This is a genomic window from Daejeonella sp. (genome assembly GCF_030684675.1).
Taxonomy (GTDB): domain Bacteria; phylum Bacteroidota; class Bacteroidia; order Sphingobacteriales; family Sphingobacteriaceae; genus Daejeonella.
In genome coordinates this window covers 19,313-37,667 of the sequence record NZ_JAUXXZ010000053.1, presented here as the reverse complement: position 1 = coordinate 37,667, position 18,355 = coordinate 19,313, and the positions used below count along the sequence as shown (strand labels likewise).

Genomic DNA, 18,355 nt, shown 5'->3' with positions numbered 1-18,355 from the left:
GAATGCAATTCAATTGGCAGAAAATACAAAGGTTGATATCTGTGTACATACCATTTTTGGCTTCCCTTGGGAAACCCATGAAATGATGCTGCGTTATGCGGATGAGATCAACAGATACCCTCAAATTAAATTTGTTAAACTACATCATCTTCATATAGTAAAAGGCTCGATCATGGGCTCAAGATATGCCCGCGATCCTTTTAAAGTATTCACTATTGATGAATACACTGATTTTATAGCTGAATTTATTCCTTTATTAAGACCTGATATTGTACTTCAAAGACTATTTGGCCTCGCCGATTTCGATTTGCTCATCGCTCCAAACTGGGGAATGAAGAAATCTCAGATCCAGAGTTATATAGATAAACGGTTGGAAGCAAAAGGAGTTGTACAGGGGAGTGCTTATAAAGGTGCTTCGGTTTTGGTTGTTTAATCTTATTGTGGATTATTTAACGGTAATATGGCGCTAAAGCACCAATATTTGTTCCGTTCTTGCCGCTTAGGTTTTGGGCTGAAGCCCGCCCGGAAAACCGGATCCATACCCGGAGCTAAAGCACCGGGCTATTGAACAATATGGCTATCCCAATGCTCAATATTAATATTCAATCATCTAATTATCCATCATCCAGTCATTAATTGACGTATAGTGTATCAATATTTCACGTATTAACGCACTAGTAAACTTCCATTTTATTTTAGGCGCATTAGTATTCCATTGGCTTCGTCAAAGTATATATGATATGTCACCAATACGGTTTTGCTCAATAGGCCCCAGCTTTAGCTGGGGTCTGGAGTTTGGTTATTTGCGCATATAGAAAACGGCACTCATGCATTCAGCAAGTGGGTTGTGGGCATTTTGGGTTTGGTGCTGATTGGTTACGAAGCCGGAGAAAGATTTTCCTAGTTTTCCGTACCAGTAATGCCCTCGGAATAGGTTTAGGAGGTTGTTTGTGGATGCCCTTTGATTAGGTTTTCTTTCCTCCCATTTTGCCTTTGGCAGAGCCAGGTTTGCGTTCTGTTTAGTAAGTATGTGGTCTGCCAGGTGAAGGAAAGCATGCATTGCCACTACAAAGGCAGGTAGTTTGGCTGCCGATATTTCATTTCTCACCTGGGCATCACCGCAGCCATTGGTGGTCTTTTCTTCTCTAAAATTCACTTCGATTTCCCATCTCCAAATATAGGCTTGCAGCAGTTTGTCTATGGATAGGTCATTGTCTGTACAAATAAGGTAGGCCGGTTTTCGGTAGAGCATCCGGCCTCCTTTTTTTAACCGGTATCCCAACGGCCTGATCACGACCAATTGCAGGAGATGGTTTCCCCCTGCCGCCCTCCATTTTAAGGACTTGACTATTTTGACATTGAACGTATGAGATTTCCCAGCCGCAAAGGCCTCGACTTCCACCCAGGGAATAGCATCCGATTGCCTGATTTGTTCAGGGGTAGGTACCGGTTCTCCGTAAATCCTATTTCTGCCCTGGGTTTTTTCGGTCTCTGGCAAATAATGGAGATGGGCGTCTTTTCTGATCCTGCCTATTAAAGTAACTCTGTCTGGTAGGCCTTTTAATATGGTTTCATTGGTATAGCCCCCATCAACACTCAGGAAAAGCTCTCTTTCCTGAGCGCCTTGTGCATCTAGCCGCGCTCTAAAAAGTTTGATCCTTTCTAAGCCTTGCTTACTAAGATTTTGTGCTTTTTTGGCTTTTTTGTACTCCAGCAACCCCTCTTCTGTTCCATTTTTAGAGGGCTTTTGCACACTCGGGCTATGATGAAAATCGACAGGAATGGCTCTGGACTGACAATTCATGCCTTTATCATGGAGCGATAAGGAGAGCTGGATAAAGCGCTGTGCCCAAATAAAATTAGTGTGGAAGGCTGGCCCCAACGGGTCGCGCCTCCAGGCAGTTCCAGCTATTTTTCTACCTACTTTTCGTATGATGGTGTCATCCATGTGGACAATTAACATTTGGGCTGCTTCTAAATTCTCTAAACATACCTGTGAAGACACTTCAAAAATTTTAGTAATATCAATTCTTGTGCCCATGAATAATTGATAGGCAGCAGTCCAATCCACAAATTGCTTTCCCACGGCAATCAACATCCCGGTAACGGTAAGCCTGCCTGTGCAAGAAAGCAAACCAAAGGCCAGTTCTTTGGCCCGCTGCATCGTCCGGTCTTGTTTAAATGCCCCTGTACAGCGGTTTAAAATGCCTTCAAAGGTGGATTTTATGTTGTGGGGTTGGTCTTGAGTTTTTTTTTAAGATTGGCGACTGCTGAGTTACTACGTTTTAAAACAAAATTCTGGTGGTCATCAATGAACCATTCCACCACTTCCCCTTGCTCGAACTCAGCTGCCTGAGCCACTGCGGCAGGAAAATTTACATACCACTGTTCGCTTTTTTGTCGCTTGATGAGCTGTATTTTGGTGCTGTATCCCATATATCTAGTATTTTAACTAGATGCAAATCTAATAAAAAAATGGCTAAAACAAAACGTTTTAGCATTTTTTTTATCGAAAATTATGCAAATAACCAAACTCCAGGCCCCAGCTTTAGCTGGGGTTAACGAGATTGTTTGTTTTAGGGCCAGTCCGAACGGAGTTCATCCGGGCGGGCTTCAGCCCAATATTCTACAACATGTGAGGAATTATTATATTGGGCTTTAGCCCGATCTGAAAACCGGATCTTAACCCAGAGCTAAAGCAACGTGCTATTGAACGATGTGGCTATCACAAAAATCATCCCTTTGTATAGAAGAAGGAGTCTGTCTACTTATCCTTTTTAATTTCATACAACAAGGCACGTTTACTCGCACAAGCAATTCAAGTTTCCGATATTTCATCTAATTACTGATTCTATTTCAGGTAAGGATCAACATCCCCTTTTGTAAGCAATTTGAATGGAATCAATACTTCCTTGTCAAATTGCTTACCCCGGGCGATCTTAACTGCTGTTTCAATTGCACCGGCTCCCTGTTTGCGTGCATCCTGAAAGACCGTGGCATCTAAATCTCCCTTTTTGACTGCCTGCAGCGCATCGGCAATTGCATCGATACTAACTACAATCACTTTGTCTTTCATTCCGGCATCCTGCAGTGCTTTTACTGCGCCTAATCCCATTTCATCGTTATGAGCAAATACGGCATTGATTTTTGAACCATAAGATTGAATCCAGTTTTGCATTAAGTCCATGCTTTTGGATCTGTCCCATTCGGCAGTTTGCTGGGCAATCATGTTGAGACCCGGAAATTGCTCCATAATTTCTTTTGCCCCCTGCTCTCTTTGAATTTGAGCGGCTTGTCCGTTCAAGCCCTGAATCATGACGATATTACCCTTACCTCCTAATTTTTCCACGATAAACTTCATTGCAATTCTGCCTGATTCAACATCATTTGATCCAACAAATGCAGTTGGCTGAACTTTGGTGGCTGAGTTCACATTCACAATTGGAATGCCTGCGGCCAATGCCTTTTTCACGGCAGGTGAGCTGGCTTCATACTCGCAGGGATTCAGAATAATAACATCTACTTTCTGGGCGATAAAACTCTCAACCTGTTCAATTTGCTTTAAAGGGGAGCGTTCTGCATCAACAATAATTAATTCAGCACCTAATTCCTTGGCTTTTTTTTGCATCTCATCGCTGATATTTACAATGAATTCATTTTGCATGCTCAACATTGAAATACCGATAATGATTTTATTAGAATCATTCTGTTTATTGCTTTCGGATTGGTTGCATCCTGTAATGAATAAAAGCAGGCTGATAAGTATCAAATATGTGTATTTCATTTCCTATAATTTTATGAATTAGATTTCTGGTTCAGGCTATCCAAAACCACTGCACCAATGATAATAATGCCCATCACTACCTGCTGGTAATATGATGTTACGTTTAATAAATCTAAGCTATTATTTATTACACCAATAAGTAAAACGCCAATCAAGGTTCCTGCAATACTGCCTTTTCCTCCTGTGGTACTGGTTCCGCCAATGACTACTGCCGCAATCGCATCCAATTCAAAACCTGCTCCAGCATTAGGCTGCCCGGTGGTTATTCTGGAGGTCAGTAATATCCCTGCTAAGCCAGCTAATAAACCTGAAATGGAATAAACAGCCATTTTAACCTGACTTACATTTATTCCGGATGCTCTGGCTGCCTGCTCATTACCTCCAACCGCATAAATATACCGTCCCAAGATTGTTTTATTGAGTATTACTGAACAGAGTATGAACATTAGGATCAGAATTACAATCAAGACCGGTATGCCCATAATCTTTCCGCTGCCGATAAAAACAAAGGAATCTGAAAGATTGGACACGGGGCGGCCATTACTTAAAATCAGGGCTAATCCCCGGCCAATTGTCATTGTACCCAGAGTGACTATAAATGGGGCAATTTTACTTTTGGTGATTATAAATCCGTTGAAGGCACCTATCAGCAAACCGGCAAACAGACCTGCAAAAACAGGAACTATAACAGGATAGCTATCGGGATGTGCCAGCATTGCAGCACTTACACCAGCCACGGCAACTATTGATCCCAAAGAGAGGTCGATGCCGCCGGTAATGATCACAAAGGTTACTCCAAAGGCTAAAAGCGCATTAATCGAAACCTGAGTGATAATTATTGTCCAGTTTGAAACCGTTAAAAACTGAGGGGAAATAAATGATATGATGAGGCAAATAATACTGAATACGATGAAAATACCGTACTGCCTGAGATTTTTAATGTACTGCATATTGCATGATTTTTTCCTGACTTGCTTCCTTTTGTGTCAATATGGTTTTTTGTTTTCCTTTTGATAAAACCAGAATCCGGTTACTCATCCCCAAAATTTCAGATAATTCTGAAGAGATCATAATTACCGCTAACCCACTTTCAGTCAATTGCCTGATTAGTTTATAGATTTCGTGCTTAGCTCCAATATCAATTCCTCTGGTGGGTTCATCCAGAATGATCAAAAATGGGGAAGCCATTAATACTCTTGCAAGTACGACCTTTTGCTGATTCCCTCCACTGAGATGCTTCACCTTCTGGTTGAGGCCGGAAGCTTTGATATTTAGTTGCTGAGCTATTTTACTGCTGGCTTTTTCTTCTTTTTTTTCGTCAATGAACCATGCTTTTGAGTAGTTCAATATACTCGAAAGACTTATATTTTGCCTAACTGATAATTCAGGAATAAAGCCAAGAGCCTTTCTGTCTTCACTGACATATCCTATTCCTTCTCTGATAGCGTCTTTTGGTGATCTGATTTCAAGTTTTTTGCCTCTTAGCATGATTTCACCGCTGTCGAAACTATCTAAACCATAAATCGCCCTTGCAATTTCGGTTCTGCCAGCACCCATTAAGCCGGCAATGCCAAACACTTCACCGGCATGCACATCAAAATTAATATCAAAAAATTTCCCCTTTTTATTAAGGTTTTTAACTTTCAGGATCACTTCAGGCTGAGCCATTGAGTTTGAAGAAAACAGCTCTTCCAGTTCACGGCCTACCATCAAAGAAATCAGATTGCTTTTATCCAGATCTGCAGTGTTTTTTGTTGCAATAAATTTACCATCCCTCAATACGGTGATCCGGTCTGCAATCTGGTAAATCTCTTCCATTTTATGGGAAATATAGATTATAGCTACACCTTTACTTTTCAGGTCTTTAATGATTTTAAAAAGTATTTCAACCTCTTTCTCTGAGAGTGCAGAGCTTGGCTCGTCCATGATAATCACCCTGGCATTATTGGAAACTGCTTTAGCCATCTCTATTAGTTGTAATCCGGCGATGCTGAGGTGTTTTGCTTTTTTCCGGACCTTAATATCCAAGCCCATCGACTTCAATAAGTCCTCCGCTTTTTGATTTATTGCCTGTTCGTCAAGCAAATATGCCCGATTGATTTCCCTGCCTAAAAAGATGTTCTGAGCAACAGTCAATTCAGGAACCATTAAGATTTCCTGATGAATCATGGAAATGCCTTTTTGCATGATGGAATGAACATCCAATTTTTCAATTTGTTCAGAATTGAAAGAAATTGTACCCGAATCTGCTTTTAAGAGCCCACTCAAAATTTTCATGAATGTTGATTTACCGGCCCCATTTTCACCCATAAGGGCATGGACTTCACCCTTTTTAAGGTCAAATTGAATATTATCCAAAGCCTTAACACCAAAAAAGGATTTGGAAAGACTATTTACCCTGAGAATTTGTTCAGCAGCCGAATGCATTTTATTCAAATTCAATTTTTGTATTTGATGAATGTACTGATATACAATTAACAAAAAAAAATCCCCGCTAAATTTAGTGGGGATTTTTTTTCCTGAGATTAAGTTCTATCGATCAGAACCCATGAATTTTGATTCAATCACTTTCATGCGATCCTGTAACTTCTTAAGAACAGCAGTCTGTCCATTTTTTTCTGAAAGTTTAACCAGCTCGCTCATCACATAAACACCCAGTTGTATTTCACGGGAATTAAGATTCTCTTTCGTTTTTGCAATAGCAGCCATATAATTTAACTGATCTTCGATATAATCAGCTGTATTCAGAGTCAGCTCATTTGCTTTTGCAGGCTCTTTGAGTTTGTAGAGCAAATCTGCCATATAGAATTTGCGGATGGTAAAGTTCAGGGAATGATTTTTATCAGGAACTACCTCCATGCACTTCAATAATAATTTTCTCGCTTCTTCAGTCCGGCCTTCTTTATACAGATTCTCAGCCAGAATATTGAAATGATTAATCATAGTATAACTCATTCGCAATGATTCGGGGTCTAAATAGCTTGCATTTTTCATGTTTCCCCATTTAAACTTGGTCATCAGGTTAGTATACATCTGATCTGAATTGGTTAATTCAGGTTTTTCAGCAGCCGAATCAAGCTGAGCTTTTTTCAGGGGTAACAGACGATAGGCAAAGCCTTCGTTATACAGGAAATCACCTAAACCCATATAGTTATCATCGGGTACTGTGATAGCAAAATAAACCGGGCGTTTCCAATTATTATGAGCCAGAACATCGATCATGGCAAGTTCAGTTTTTGTGACATAATTCTTATTATACTTCCATTCCATAGCAGGGATGATCAGGTCCCTTTTGCTTTCAGGCAATGTTTTGCTCGCAATAATCTGGTCAGGATTGATGCTGATTTTAAAGTTTTTTGTAGGAAGGAAATTTTCTTTTGAGCCATCCTGATAGCTTGCTTTGTCGGCATCATTATCGGAAGTCATAATGTCAAATATGTCCTTTAACTCGACTGAACCAGCTGTATTATAATCCTGATAGCCCATTACGTCGCGGACTCCCTGAACGAATTTTTCGTCAGGCATAGTGATTGGTAATGCTTCAGCCTGATTTACTTTCTTCTTCATTTGCCTGATATACCAGTCGGTACCCAGCAAGCTTAAATTGACTACTCTGACATCCGGCCGGATGTTTTCAACTTCTTGCACATACCAGAGCGGGTAAGTATCATTATCGCCATATGTAAACAATATGGCATTAGGTGCGCATGATTCCAGGTAATTGGCTGCCATATCACGGGCCGTGAATTTAGAGGAACGGTCATGGTCATTCCATCCTTCTTTGGCCATTAAAATAGGTGCTGCAAGTAAACCGATAAAAGTAGCAAGCAATGCGGCTGTAGGGGCTTTAAATCTTGGTTTGAAAAAATCTGCAATTCCTGCTACTCCCAGGCCAATCCAGATCGCAAAGGCATAGAATGAACCGGTATAGGCATAATCCCGTTCCCGGGGTTGAAGTGGATTCTGATTTAAGTAGAGAACAATTGCGAGACCGGTGAAAAAGAATAATAAACCTACGATTCCGGCATCTTTCTGGTTCCGTTTAAAATGCCATAATGCACCAATGATTCCCATGATGAAGGGAAGGAAATAGAATCTGTTGAAGGCATTGTTTTCCAGCTGACTCTTAGGAAGTTCATATTGGCCACCCAGCAGCATATTATCTATGAATTTTACTCCTGATAACCAATTTCCACGGGTATAATCGCCATGCCCCTGTTCGTCATTCTGTCTGCCAACAAAGTTCCAGGCGAAATAACGGGTATACATGAAACTGGTTTGATAACTGATCAGGAAGCCAAGGTTATTGAAAAAGGTAGGGGATTGATCTTCTGCCATTCCCATCCAGTCGCGGTAGAATCCAACATGCTGTGGATCATCGCTGTACATCCTTGGAAGAATAGTATTCCGGTCGTAAACACGCTCATATTTCTGACCTGCATTTTCATATTTCTCTTTGCCCTTACGATAAATAATGTCTCCATGTTTACTGTCAATAGGCTTAGAATCAAAATATTGTCCATAAAGCAAAGGACGATCACCATATTGTTCCCTGTTCACATAACTCAGCAAGGAGAATGCATTTGAAGCATCACTATTATTCAGGGTAGGATCTGCTTTCGCTCTGATTACGATCATGGCAAAGGAGCCATATCCGAAAATGATGAAGACAACCGATATAAGTGCTAAATTTAATACACGTCTTTTATCTCGGATTTTCAGGATATACTCAAGTCCGGCAAGCAGTATTGCTGCTACCACGAGGCCAGAAATTCCACCGCCGAGGGTCATTAGTAAAACAAAGGCACCGACGGCAAGCATCAGGTTAAGTTTATTGCCATTGATGCTGTAGAGTATTCCTGAAGTGAGGCTGATAATAATCAGAAGGCCGAAAAATGCAACACCCGAACCGAAACCAAGGCCCAGGGTATTAACAAAGAACAGGTCTGAATAAGCTGCGAACTTGATGATGTATTGTACAATTCCATATTGAATAAATGCCAGAATAAACATCCCGACTAGTAAGGCAAGTAAAGTGCCCGAAGAAGTAGGTGTTTTAGTTCTTCTGAAATAATATACTAGTGCAATAGCAGGTATTGCCAGGAGGTTTAACAAGTGTACACCGATCGAAAGGCCCATGACATAGGCGATAAAGATCAACCAACGGTCTGAATCTGGCTCATCAGCATGCTGATCCCATTTTAAGATTGCCCAGAAAACTACGGCAGTACATAATGAGGATAAGGCATATACTTCGGCTTCAACGGCCGAAAACCAGAACGAATCAGAGAAGGTATAGGCCAGAGCACCAACTAAACCGGAACCCATTATACTGATCATTCCCCAATTTGAAAGTTCCTTGCCTTTTTCCTGAATAATTTTTTTTGCCAGGGCTGTGATAGTCCAGAACAGGAAGAGGATTGTGGCCGCACTGGCTAGTGCAGAACACATATTTATCCAGAATGCTACTCTGCTGGTATCACTTCCGGCAATCAGTGAAAACACCTTTCCCAGCATCAGGAATAGGGGAGCACCTGGCTGATGAACTACCTGAAGTTTATAAGCTGATGCAATGAATTCACCTGAATCCCAAAAGCTTGTTGTGGGTTCAAGGGTTAGGGTATAGACAACCAGTGCTATTAAAAAACTTACCCAACCTAATAAATTATTGATTTTATTATAGTTCATAGATTCAAGATCAAAATAATGCTGTCGAAATTAATGAATTTATTATTATAAGAGGCAGAAAGCGGACAGGGTTTAACAGAAATTAACATTAGGGGGTCTGATGTCAGATGTCAGAGGTCTGAAATCTGATGTCAGATATCAGAGGTATAAAAACTGAGGTCTGAGTAGTTTATTGTTATTTAGATTAAGATTTCCAGTTTGAATAGAGTTTGTGAAGTTTTGCTCCAATTTCGTCTGCTTTAGCATTATAGATGTTAAATTGTTCCTGTGTTATATAGTGGCAGTCTTTAGCGAAATTTAACCACAATTACTTTCTTCTAAAGATCCGGCTGAGTAGATCAGATATTTTTTGAATTCTGCATGATATATTCTCCGCCCAAAACCTTCTGCAATATTAGCGCTTATTGATCTTGTAGAACGAATTATTTGGCTGGTTAAAGAATATTTTTCAGAAGAAGGAAAATCTCTTGTCAGATTAAAAATACTCATTGACAATTGATAGGAAAGCTGATATACATCCAGATCAGAAAATGATTTGATCATAAAAAAAATGCTTGCCCGAATTTAAGCATTCATTTATAAAGTTGCAGATATCTCCATCTTAACCTAGTAAACGGTAATCCGACCTCTGTCCTCTGTCCTCAGTCCTCAGATTTCAGACTTCGGACCTCAGACTTCGGACCTCATACTTCAGATCTCATTCTTCAGACCTCAGACCTCATACTTCAGACCTCGTACCTCCTAAGTCAACAAAAATGAATTTTCATTTGCACTTTAAACTTTATCCCCCTATATTTGCAAACCATTTCAAAAGGAGTTTCTTTTTGATTTTTGTTTGCCCGATAGTATAATGGTAGTACAACTGTTTTTGGTGCAGTTTGTCTAGGTTCGAATCCTGGTCGGGCAACCAATTAATTTCGAGTTTCGGAATTGCACATTTCAAGGTCGCCTGGCGACCGATATAGTATAGACATTGTGTTTTTATTAGTTTAAAAACGAAATTATAATTTCGAAATCCGAAACAAAAATGCCCGTAACATTTAACACCATCAAATTATTTGCCGGCTCAGGTACAACCGATCTGGCCAAGAAAATAGCTGTAAGCTATGGCAAGGAATTGGGAGACGTGACTTTGTCGAGATTTAGTGATGGTGAATTTCAGCCATATTATAACGAGTCAGTTCGGGGTTGTGATGTGTTTCTGATTCAATCAACTAACCAGCCTAACGATAATCTCGTTGAGCTTTTATTAATGATAGATGCTGCAAAAAGGGCTTCAGCTCATTATATTACAGTGGTTGTGCCTTATTTTGGCTTGGCCAGACAGGATAGGAAAGATAAGCCAAGAGTAGCAATTGGTGCAAAATTAATTGCCAATCTGCTCACAGCTGCGGGAGCTCACCGGATAATGACAATGGATCTGCATGCTGCACAGATACAAGGTTTTTTCGATATTCCCGTTGATCATCTTGACGCTTCAGTAATATTTGTACCACATATTAAAAGCCTGAATCTGCCTCATCTGACTATTGCGTCGCCCGATATGGGAGGCTCTTACAGAGCAAGGACATTCGCCAAATACTTTAACGCAGAAGTGGTGATCTGTGACAAACAAAGAAAAAGAGCGAACGAGATCGAATCAATGTCTATAATCGGTGATGTTACCGGAAGGGATGTGGTTCTGATTGATGATATCTGTGATACAGCCAGAACACTGGCAAAGGCAGCAGAGCTTATCATGGAAAAGGGTGCCAATAGCGTTAGAGCCGTTTGTACTCACCCGGTATTATCAGGAGATGCTTACCGGACTGTTGAGACTTCAGCACTTACAGAGCTGATTGTTACAGATACGATTGCATCAACTAAATCAAGCCCTAAAATAAGAGTGCTTTCAACAGCAGATCTTTTTAGTCGTGCAATTGCCAATGTCAATGAACACGCCTCGATAAGTGAACTGTTTAAGATAGATTAAGAACCAAGAGTCAAGAACCTGAAATAAGAGGTATGAGGTAGGAGGTCTGAGGTATGAGGTATGAGGTATGAGGTATGAATCAGACTTCATACATCAGTCCTCTAAACCGGGATTCAAGACTAAAAATATTAGATTGTTGGATTTACTAACAACTAAGTATAAATAATAACAAATAAATTATGAAATCAATTGCTATTAGCGGTTCTCCAAGAGAGAACGTAGGGAAAAGAGACGCTAAAGAGCTGCGTTATGAAGGTAAAGTGCCTGCAGTTCTTTATGGTGGAAAAAATCAAATCCACTTTTCTGTGTCTGCATCTGATTTGAAAAGTCTGGTTTATACACCGGAAGTTTCTTTCGTTGCTTTGGATGTTGCAGGTGTGAAAGCACAGGCTATCATTCAGGATGTACATTTTCATCCATTAACTGATTTGCCATTACATGTTGACTTTTTAGAATTAGATGAAAAGAAACCTGTAGTGATGCTGATCCCTGTAAAATTAACCGGAACCTCACCTGGTGTTAAAATCGGTGGTAAGTTAGTTCAGAAATTACGTAAACTGCGTGTAAAAGCATTGCCTAAGGATATGCCTCAGTATGTAGAAGTTAGTATCACTCAATTAGAGGTTGGAAAATCTGTAGGTGTTGGTTCTTTGAAATTCGATAATTTCAAGATCACAAATAATCCTGAAGACACTATTGTATCTGTGACTATGTCACGCGCCCTTAAGCAGGCAGAGACTGAAGCCAAGAAATAATCTTCCTTCTCAAATAATTTAAAAAGCAGTGCCGGTAAATCCGACACTGCTTTTTTTTTGCAAGCATATAGTTTTTTAAAAGCTTTGAAGCATATTTGTAGTCCACATGAAATATTTGATCATAGGTTTAGGAAATATAGGTCCCGAATATGCAGATACAAGGCATAATATTGGATTTATGGTTGCTGATGAGCTGGCTAAACAATCGCACTCTTCTTTTTTTAATATGAGGCTGGCGTATTATACTGAGTTTACCCATAAAAGCCGTAAGATCTTTGTGATCAAACCAACTACTTACATGAATCTGAGCGGCAAAGCAGTTAATTACTGGATGCAGGAATTGCGTATCCCTGCCGAAAATATATTGGTTGTTGTGGATGATCTTGCCCTGCCTTTTGGTACAATACGTTTGAAACCAAAAGGAAGTGCTGCCGGTCACAATGGTTTGAAGAGTATTGAGGGGGTTTTGGGTGGGACTGACTATGCAAGGCTGCGGTTTGGCATAGGGGATAATTTCCCCAAAGGCAGGCAGGTTGATTATGTTTTGAGCGGTTTTGATCCTGATGAACAGAAAGCATTGCCTGCATTGATCGACCGCTCTGTTGAATTTATAAATAGTTTTGTTAGCGTAGGTGCAGAACTGACTATGACCCGTTTAAACAAATAAGTGCTTTTATCACTGAATTTATCAAATTACGAAGCAGTTTAAATTTATTTTTGATGAAGATTTACGGAATACCTAATTGCAATACTGTAAAAAAGACCCTCGACTGGTTCAAACTCCATAAAATTGATTTTGAGTTTCATGATTTTAAAAAACTTGGGGTTGATAGGCCTAAGCTTGAGGAATGGTCTAAGCAGTTGGGATGGGAAGCACTTCTTAATAAGCGTGGAACCACCTGGAAAATGCTTTCACCCGAAATTCAAAATAGCATTACATCAAAGGACTCAGCATTCAAACTAATGCAGGAAAAGGTTAGTGTGATCAAACGTCCGGTTATTGAAACAGGTTCTGATTCGGTTCTGCTAGGATTCAATGAGGAACAATTAGGCAAGTTGTTAATAAAATTAAAAAGAAATATTAAATGAACAGATTAAAGTTTTTAAACTTTGTAATTGCATTATTATGTTTTGTAAATCAGGCATATACACAACAAAGTGTAGTAGGTGGTAACTATAATTATCACGATACTTTCGGGCCGATGTTCTATACAAAGAATGGTAATGAGTACAGGTCTGCAGGTGGGCAGCCCGGACCGAAGTACTGGCAAAATAGGGCAGATTATAAATTAGCGGTCAGATTAAATGAACAAAGTAATGAGATCTCAGGAACTGTAGTTTTAACTTATACGAACAACAGCCCCGATAAACTTCCTTTTGTTTGGATGCAGCTGGATCAAAACCTTTTTAAGGAGGATTCACGCGGTCATGCGATTATTCCTCCTGGTGGTAGCCGGAGTGGTGCCCGCGGTCAGAAATTTGATGGGGGTTATAAAATTAAATCAGTGAAGATTCTTTCACTTGAAAAGGGAAAAACAATTGAGAAGAATGCCGAGCATTTTATTGAAGATACAAGAATGCAGGTTTATCTGCCGAATGAGCTTTCCTCAGGGGGAGGGCAGCTTCGGCTAAAGATCGAATATTCTTTTACCTCTCCTGATTATGGCTCAGATCGTATGGGAATTTTGAACACCATGAACGGAAAGATTTTCTCTGTTGCTCAGTGGTACCCGCGTATGTGTGTGTATGATGATGTTTCTGGCTGGAATACCATTCCATATATCGGTCCAAGTGAGTTTTATCTCGAATATGGAGATTATGATATCAGCATTACTGCTCCGGCAAGTCATATTGTAGTTGGATCAGGTGAGCTCGTAAATCCCCAGGATGTTTACACCCCTGAACAGCAACAAAGATGGAAAGCTGCCGCTCAAAGTGATAAAACGGTTATCATCAGATCTGCTGATGAAGTAACAAATCCGGATTCCCGTCCGAAAGGAAAGCAGGAGCTTACCTGGAATTTTAAATTAAAGAATGCACGTGATGCGGCCTGGGCTTCGTCTGCTGCCTTTATCATTGATGCAGCCCGCATGAATCTTCCAAGCGGTAAAAAGTCCATGGCAATTTCGGCTTATCCCGTTGAAAGTGATGGGAATGATGCCTGGGCACGTTCTACGGAATATACAAAGGCATCCAATGAGTTCAATTCTAAGAAATGGTTGGAGTTTCCTTATCCGGCTGCAACAAATGTTGCCTCAATTGCGGGTGGTATGGAGTATCCCGGAATTGTATTCTGCAGTGCAAAATCTAAATCAGGAGAGCTTTGGGGAGTTACAGACCATGAATTTGGTCATACCTGGTTCCCAATGATCGTTGGATCCAATGAGCGCCTGTATGCCTGGATGGATGAGGGTTTTAATACCTTCATTAATACTCTTGCATCAGCCGATTTTAATAAAGGAGAGTACCGGCAGGGTAAAACAGATATGCATGCCCTTGGAAAAGTATTGACTAATCCTGGTTTTGAACCGGTTATGAGCAGCCCGGATAATATGAAGGAAAACAGTATTGGTTTGCTTGCCTACTACAAACCGGCAATTGCACTTAGCATTTTACGTGAACAAATATTGGGTGAAGAGCGATTCGACAGGGCATTTAAAACTTATATTGATCGCTGGGCATACAAGCACCCAACTCCGGATGATTTCTTTCGCACTATGGAAAATGTGTCGGGTGAAAATCTAAACTGGTTCTGGAGAGCCTGGATCCTGAATAACTGGAAGCTGGATCAGGGAGTCGCAGATCTGAAATATGTAAATAATGATTTTAAGCAGGGAGCTTTGATAACTATTGAAAATCTGGATAAAATGGCAATGCCGGTCATTCTGGATATCAAAACAAAAAGTGGGAAAGTGAACCGTTTAAAGCTTCCTGTTGAAGTTTGGGAACGAAATACACGCTTTACGTTTAATTATCCTTCAACAGAAGAGATCGTCTCAATTGTCTCTGATCCGGATAAGGTTTTCCCTGATTCTAACCCGACAAATAATACCTGGCCTGCAACAAATTAAATTGTTAACGGCTATCCTGCCCTCCAAGCTTGCTTGGAGGGCAGGATAGCCGTTAAAATATATTGATCAGCCTTCTGGCTGTACGCTGAACTTTCCTTGACTTCTTGCGGCTGTCAGGATCCTTTTTTACTGTCCGGTATACACGTCCTGCTTTGCGCACAATTTTCTTTAATTTTTTCCTCGTAAATTTTGCGTTTTTGGAATTGTTTCCTTTATTGAGCAATAATTGGATCAATTCTTTGGCATTTCTTGTACTTACTTTTTCGGCCCTTGCTTCAGGTACTACAACACTGAAAAGCATAATAAAAATGATGGAGAACAGGAGCTTTTTCATGATTTGATTCTTTATTGAATTTTATTCGCCCGGTCTCAGGTAAGATCCCCGAACCCTTTTAATATATGACGCTAAGTCACATCATATCGTTGCATAGGAAATGAGATATATTGTTTGAAAATCAATATATCTCGGGAAATCAGATAAAGTCTAAGTCAATTGTTTAGATTTGGTAAAGGCGAGGTGATTTAGTACAGCTTTTAATTCACCATAGGAAACTTCATCGCCGAGTGCAATTTTCGTATCCACAGTGCTTGATTCTGGGTTTTGAATTAAATAAGCCATGATTTTCGCTACTTTAATTTTAGGGACGATTTCGAATACCGAGATATCACCACTTAGAATGTAATGGGAAAGATGACCTTCTATTGTGCCAGTAGTGAAAGCCCGCTCTTTGGCAATTTCACTGATCGTTTTCCCTTGTTTGAACAAATCAAAACTTACCTGCTTAGTATCCGTCTTTATTTTCTTCTCTTTTATTGGCAATTCCTGTATTTCACGCTCGATACTATGTTCTTTACAATAGGAATTGATAATTTCCAGTAAATCAGTTCCGTATTGCTTAACCCTTGTTTTTCCTAAACCTTTGATATTTTCTAATTCTGCAGGATTGGAGGGAAGGAAGCGGAGAATTTCCATAATAGATTTTTGAGCTAATACGAGGTATAAGGGTACTCCCCATTCTCTTGCCAGTTCATCTCTCCAGTTTTTAATTGCCTGATATAGTTCAGGATACAGCATGTTTTCTGATGAATATGGAGTGTTTTGGGAAGAACTTTTAATTGGCTTATAGTCTATTTCAGCATTAGATTTGGTCTGCAGATAGCTTGTTGTGCTGAAGCCATCTGCAGATGCTTTCATGAGCGCAGTTTTTATTGCAATTTCCTTGAAAAAATCATCTAAAATGCCTTTTATGCTGGTTCCGACCGCTTTGTTATCAGTATCTGTATTTAGTTTCTTCAAGGCTTCATAAAACACCGAATTGATTTTTTCATTGAAATAGGTACAAGCCTTTTTTGTCCTGTTTTGAAGCTCGGTATTATCTTCAGGAAGTATATTCTCTGAAAAATAGTTAGTCAGCTGTTTTTTGAAATTATCAGCAACCTCATAGATATCTTTTTCTGCAAGAGTTCGTATCTGATTAAGACTATCTATGACACCGGGATCCAGAATAGTGTGATGATCTTCACTTAGCTTCTTTAGATGAAAATAATGAGTTTTCAGAGTATTAAAATCAAATAGCTCAAAAATCAGGGATTGCTGAAATGCGATTCTGGAAGCAATCAACTGCTGCTCACCGGGTTCATTATCTTTAGCATTGCGGGTATATTCAGAGATCGTCCCATCGGTTTTAACACTATTGAAAGAGATTGGAGAGCGGAGCACCATGCCTTCAAAGCTTTTGCAACGGCTAAGGGCTACGTATACTTGTCCGTGGGCAAATGCCAGATTCGCATCGATTACCGCTTTTTCAAAGGTTAAACCCTGACTTTTATGTATCGTAATTGCCCAGGCAAGCTTAAGTGGGAATTGAGTGAAGGTCCCGATAATCTTTTCTCTTAGCTCCTTGGTTTGAGTATCCAGTTCATATTTGATATTGGTCCATTCGAGCGGATTAACTACAATTTCCGACAGATCACCCGGACATTTTACCAGAATATGGTCATCAGTTATCGAGGTAACTATACCTATTTTACCATTAAAGAAAAGGCGTTCCCGTGAGGGATCGTTTTTCACGAACATTACCTGAGCACCTTTTTTTAACTCGAGTTCGGCCACAGTGGGGTAGGAGTATTCCGGAAAGTCATCCTGAATAACAGCATTAAATCTGTAAATAGGGTTGCTCAGTTCCTTCAATTTACCTTCATTAATCTCCTGTGCAGATTTATTATGGGTTGTCAGCGTAATATATCCTTCCTCATCACTAGGATTGAAATCAGGGATATAGCGCTGGTTTAATTTTTTTAAAACATTTTCATCGATCTGATTTTGTCTTACCCTGTTTAAAAGATCAATAAAATTGGAATCTACCTGTCTGTAAATATGTTTCAATTCGATGCTCACCGGCTGGGTAGCCAACAGGGCTTTACTACTGAAAAAGAACAGGTTTGGATAATAGCTTTTCAGGATTGCCCAGTCTTCATCTTTAACAACCGGTGAAAGCTGGTGAAGATCTCCAATCATTAAGAGCTGCACACCTCCAAATGGCTTTTTATGATTCTTAAAACGTCTTAAAACCTCATCAATATGGTCGAGTGTATCGGCACGCACCATGCTGATCTCATCGATAACCAACAGGTCGAGGCTTTTGATCAGGTTAATTTTTTCCTTACTGAAGCGTTTATGTTCAGTTTTAGCTGTGTTCCCCGGAATGTATGGACCAAAGGGTAGCTGAAAAAAGGAATTAATAGTAACTCCACCTGCATTGATTGCTGCAACACCTGTTGGTGCTACAACCGCCATACGTTTTAATGAGGTATTCTTTAGCTGGTGAAGGAATGTAGTTTTACCTGTTCCCGCCTTTCCGGTAAGAAAAATATTTTTGTCGGTATACTGTACAAAATTAAAAGCGAGGTCCAGTTGAGAATTCTGTTGCATTGAAGGAATTAAAACATCTGTGGGTTTCATGGCAAGGTAAAAATTTTAATCCTATAACAGAATTAATGGCCTATACTATCTGATTTAGCCATTTTTATACATCAGCAAAACAGGTTCCATAGGATTAGAAAAACCAGGAGGGTAGCATCTATT

Annotated in this window: 14 protein-coding genes, 1 tRNA gene and 1 pseudogene; 7 read left to right on the top strand and 9 right to left on the bottom strand. The window is 39.9% G+C overall.

Translation table 11 applies throughout. The annotated features are described in order from the left end of the window. Positions 1-433, top strand: a pseudogene (locus Q8M41_RS12035) (TIGR01212 family radical SAM protein); the annotation flags it as partial. Between the two features lie 366 nt (positions 434-799). On the opposite strand, the gene Q8M41_RS12030 reads toward Q8M41_RS12035, so the two are convergent. The 7 genes from Q8M41_RS12030 to Q8M41_RS12000 form a co-directional block, all read right to left on the bottom strand. Continuing rightward, positions 800-2,164: a transposase gene (locus tag Q8M41_RS12030; RefSeq protein ID WP_305365525.1), complete on the bottom strand. Its 1,365-nt coding sequence runs from the start codon at positions 2,162-2,164 to the stop codon at positions 800-802. Positions 2,165-2,223: 59 nt separating this feature from the next. Next, complete coding sequence (locus tag Q8M41_RS12025) at positions 2,224-2,436, bottom strand: hypothetical protein (RefSeq protein WP_305365524.1); 213 nt, start codon at positions 2,434-2,436, stop codon at positions 2,224-2,226. 415 nt (positions 2,437-2,851) lie between these two features. Continuing rightward, positions 2,852-3,784, bottom strand: coding sequence for a sugar ABC transporter substrate-binding protein (locus Q8M41_RS12020; RefSeq protein ID WP_305365523.1), 933 nt, complete (start codon positions 3,782-3,784; stop codon positions 2,852-2,854). Positions 3,785-3,795: 11 nt separating this feature from the next. Further along, positions 3,796-4,734, bottom strand: coding sequence for an ABC transporter permease (locus tag Q8M41_RS12015; RefSeq protein WP_305365522.1), 939 nt, complete (start codon positions 4,732-4,734; stop codon positions 3,796-3,798). Then, positions 4,721-6,226 carry a sugar ABC transporter ATP-binding protein gene (locus Q8M41_RS12010; protein WP_305365521.1) on the bottom strand — a complete coding sequence of 502 codons (1,506 nt, stop codon included), beginning with the start codon at positions 6,224-6,226 and terminating at the stop codon, positions 4,721-4,723. Before Q8M41_RS12010 ends, Q8M41_RS12015 begins: the two co-directional genes overlap by 14 nt. A gap of 90 nt (positions 6,227-6,316) precedes the next feature. Further along, the gene (locus tag Q8M41_RS12005) at positions 6,317-9,472 is read right to left on the bottom strand and encodes a protein O-mannosyl-transferase family (RefSeq protein WP_305365520.1); all 3,156 of its coding nucleotides are present in this window, start codon (positions 9,470-9,472) and stop codon (positions 6,317-6,319) included. 297 nt (positions 9,473-9,769) lie between these two features. Continuing rightward, complete coding sequence (locus Q8M41_RS12000) at positions 9,770-10,015, bottom strand: four helix bundle protein (RefSeq protein ID WP_305365519.1); 246 nt, start codon at positions 10,013-10,015, stop codon at positions 9,770-9,772. 293 nt (positions 10,016-10,308) lie between these two features. On the opposite strand from Q8M41_RS12000, the gene Q8M41_RS11995 reads away from it, so the two are divergent. The 6 genes from Q8M41_RS11995 to Q8M41_RS11970 all read left to right on the top strand — a co-directional run bounded on the left by Q8M41_RS11995 (position 10,309) and on the right by Q8M41_RS11970 (position 15,270). Further along, a tRNA-Gln gene (locus Q8M41_RS11995) sits at positions 10,309-10,382 on the top strand. 117 nt (positions 10,383-10,499) lie between these two features. After that, positions 10,500-11,444, top strand: coding sequence for a ribose-phosphate pyrophosphokinase (locus Q8M41_RS11990; protein WP_305365518.1), 945 nt, complete (start codon positions 10,500-10,502; stop codon positions 11,442-11,444). A gap of 179 nt (positions 11,445-11,623) precedes the next feature. Then, a complete protein-coding gene (locus tag Q8M41_RS11985; RefSeq protein WP_305365517.1) occupies positions 11,624-12,199 on the top strand; it encodes a 50S ribosomal protein L25/general stress protein Ctc in 576 nt (191 codons plus the stop codon). Between the two features lie 106 nt (positions 12,200-12,305). Continuing rightward, the gene (gene pth, locus Q8M41_RS11980; RefSeq protein WP_305365516.1) at positions 12,306-12,866 is read left to right on the top strand and encodes an aminoacyl-tRNA hydrolase; all 561 of its coding nucleotides are present in this window, start codon (positions 12,306-12,308) and stop codon (positions 12,864-12,866) included. Positions 12,867-12,919: 53 nt separating this feature from the next. Then, entirely contained in the window at positions 12,920-13,288 is a 369-nt protein-coding gene (locus Q8M41_RS11975) for a Spx/MgsR family RNA polymerase-binding regulatory protein (protein WP_305365515.1), read from the top strand. Next, on the top strand, positions 13,285-15,270 hold the full coding sequence (locus tag Q8M41_RS11970; protein ID WP_305365514.1) for a M1 family metallopeptidase: 1,986 nt from the start codon (positions 13,285-13,287) through the stop codon (positions 15,268-15,270). The genes Q8M41_RS11975 and Q8M41_RS11970 overlap by 4 nt, the downstream gene beginning before the upstream one ends. A gap of 52 nt (positions 15,271-15,322) precedes the next feature. Here Q8M41_RS11970 and Q8M41_RS11965 read toward each other — a convergent pair whose 3' ends face one another. Continuing rightward, positions 15,323-15,604: a hypothetical protein gene (locus Q8M41_RS11965; protein ID WP_305365513.1), complete on the bottom strand. Its 282-nt coding sequence runs from the start codon at positions 15,602-15,604 to the stop codon at positions 15,323-15,325. A 150-nt stretch (positions 15,605-15,754) separates the two neighbouring features. Further along, on the bottom strand, positions 15,755-18,202 hold the full coding sequence (locus Q8M41_RS11960) for a helix-turn-helix domain-containing protein (protein WP_305365512.1): 2,448 nt from the start codon (positions 18,200-18,202) through the stop codon (positions 15,755-15,757). Positions 18,203-18,355 lie beyond the last annotated feature (153 nt).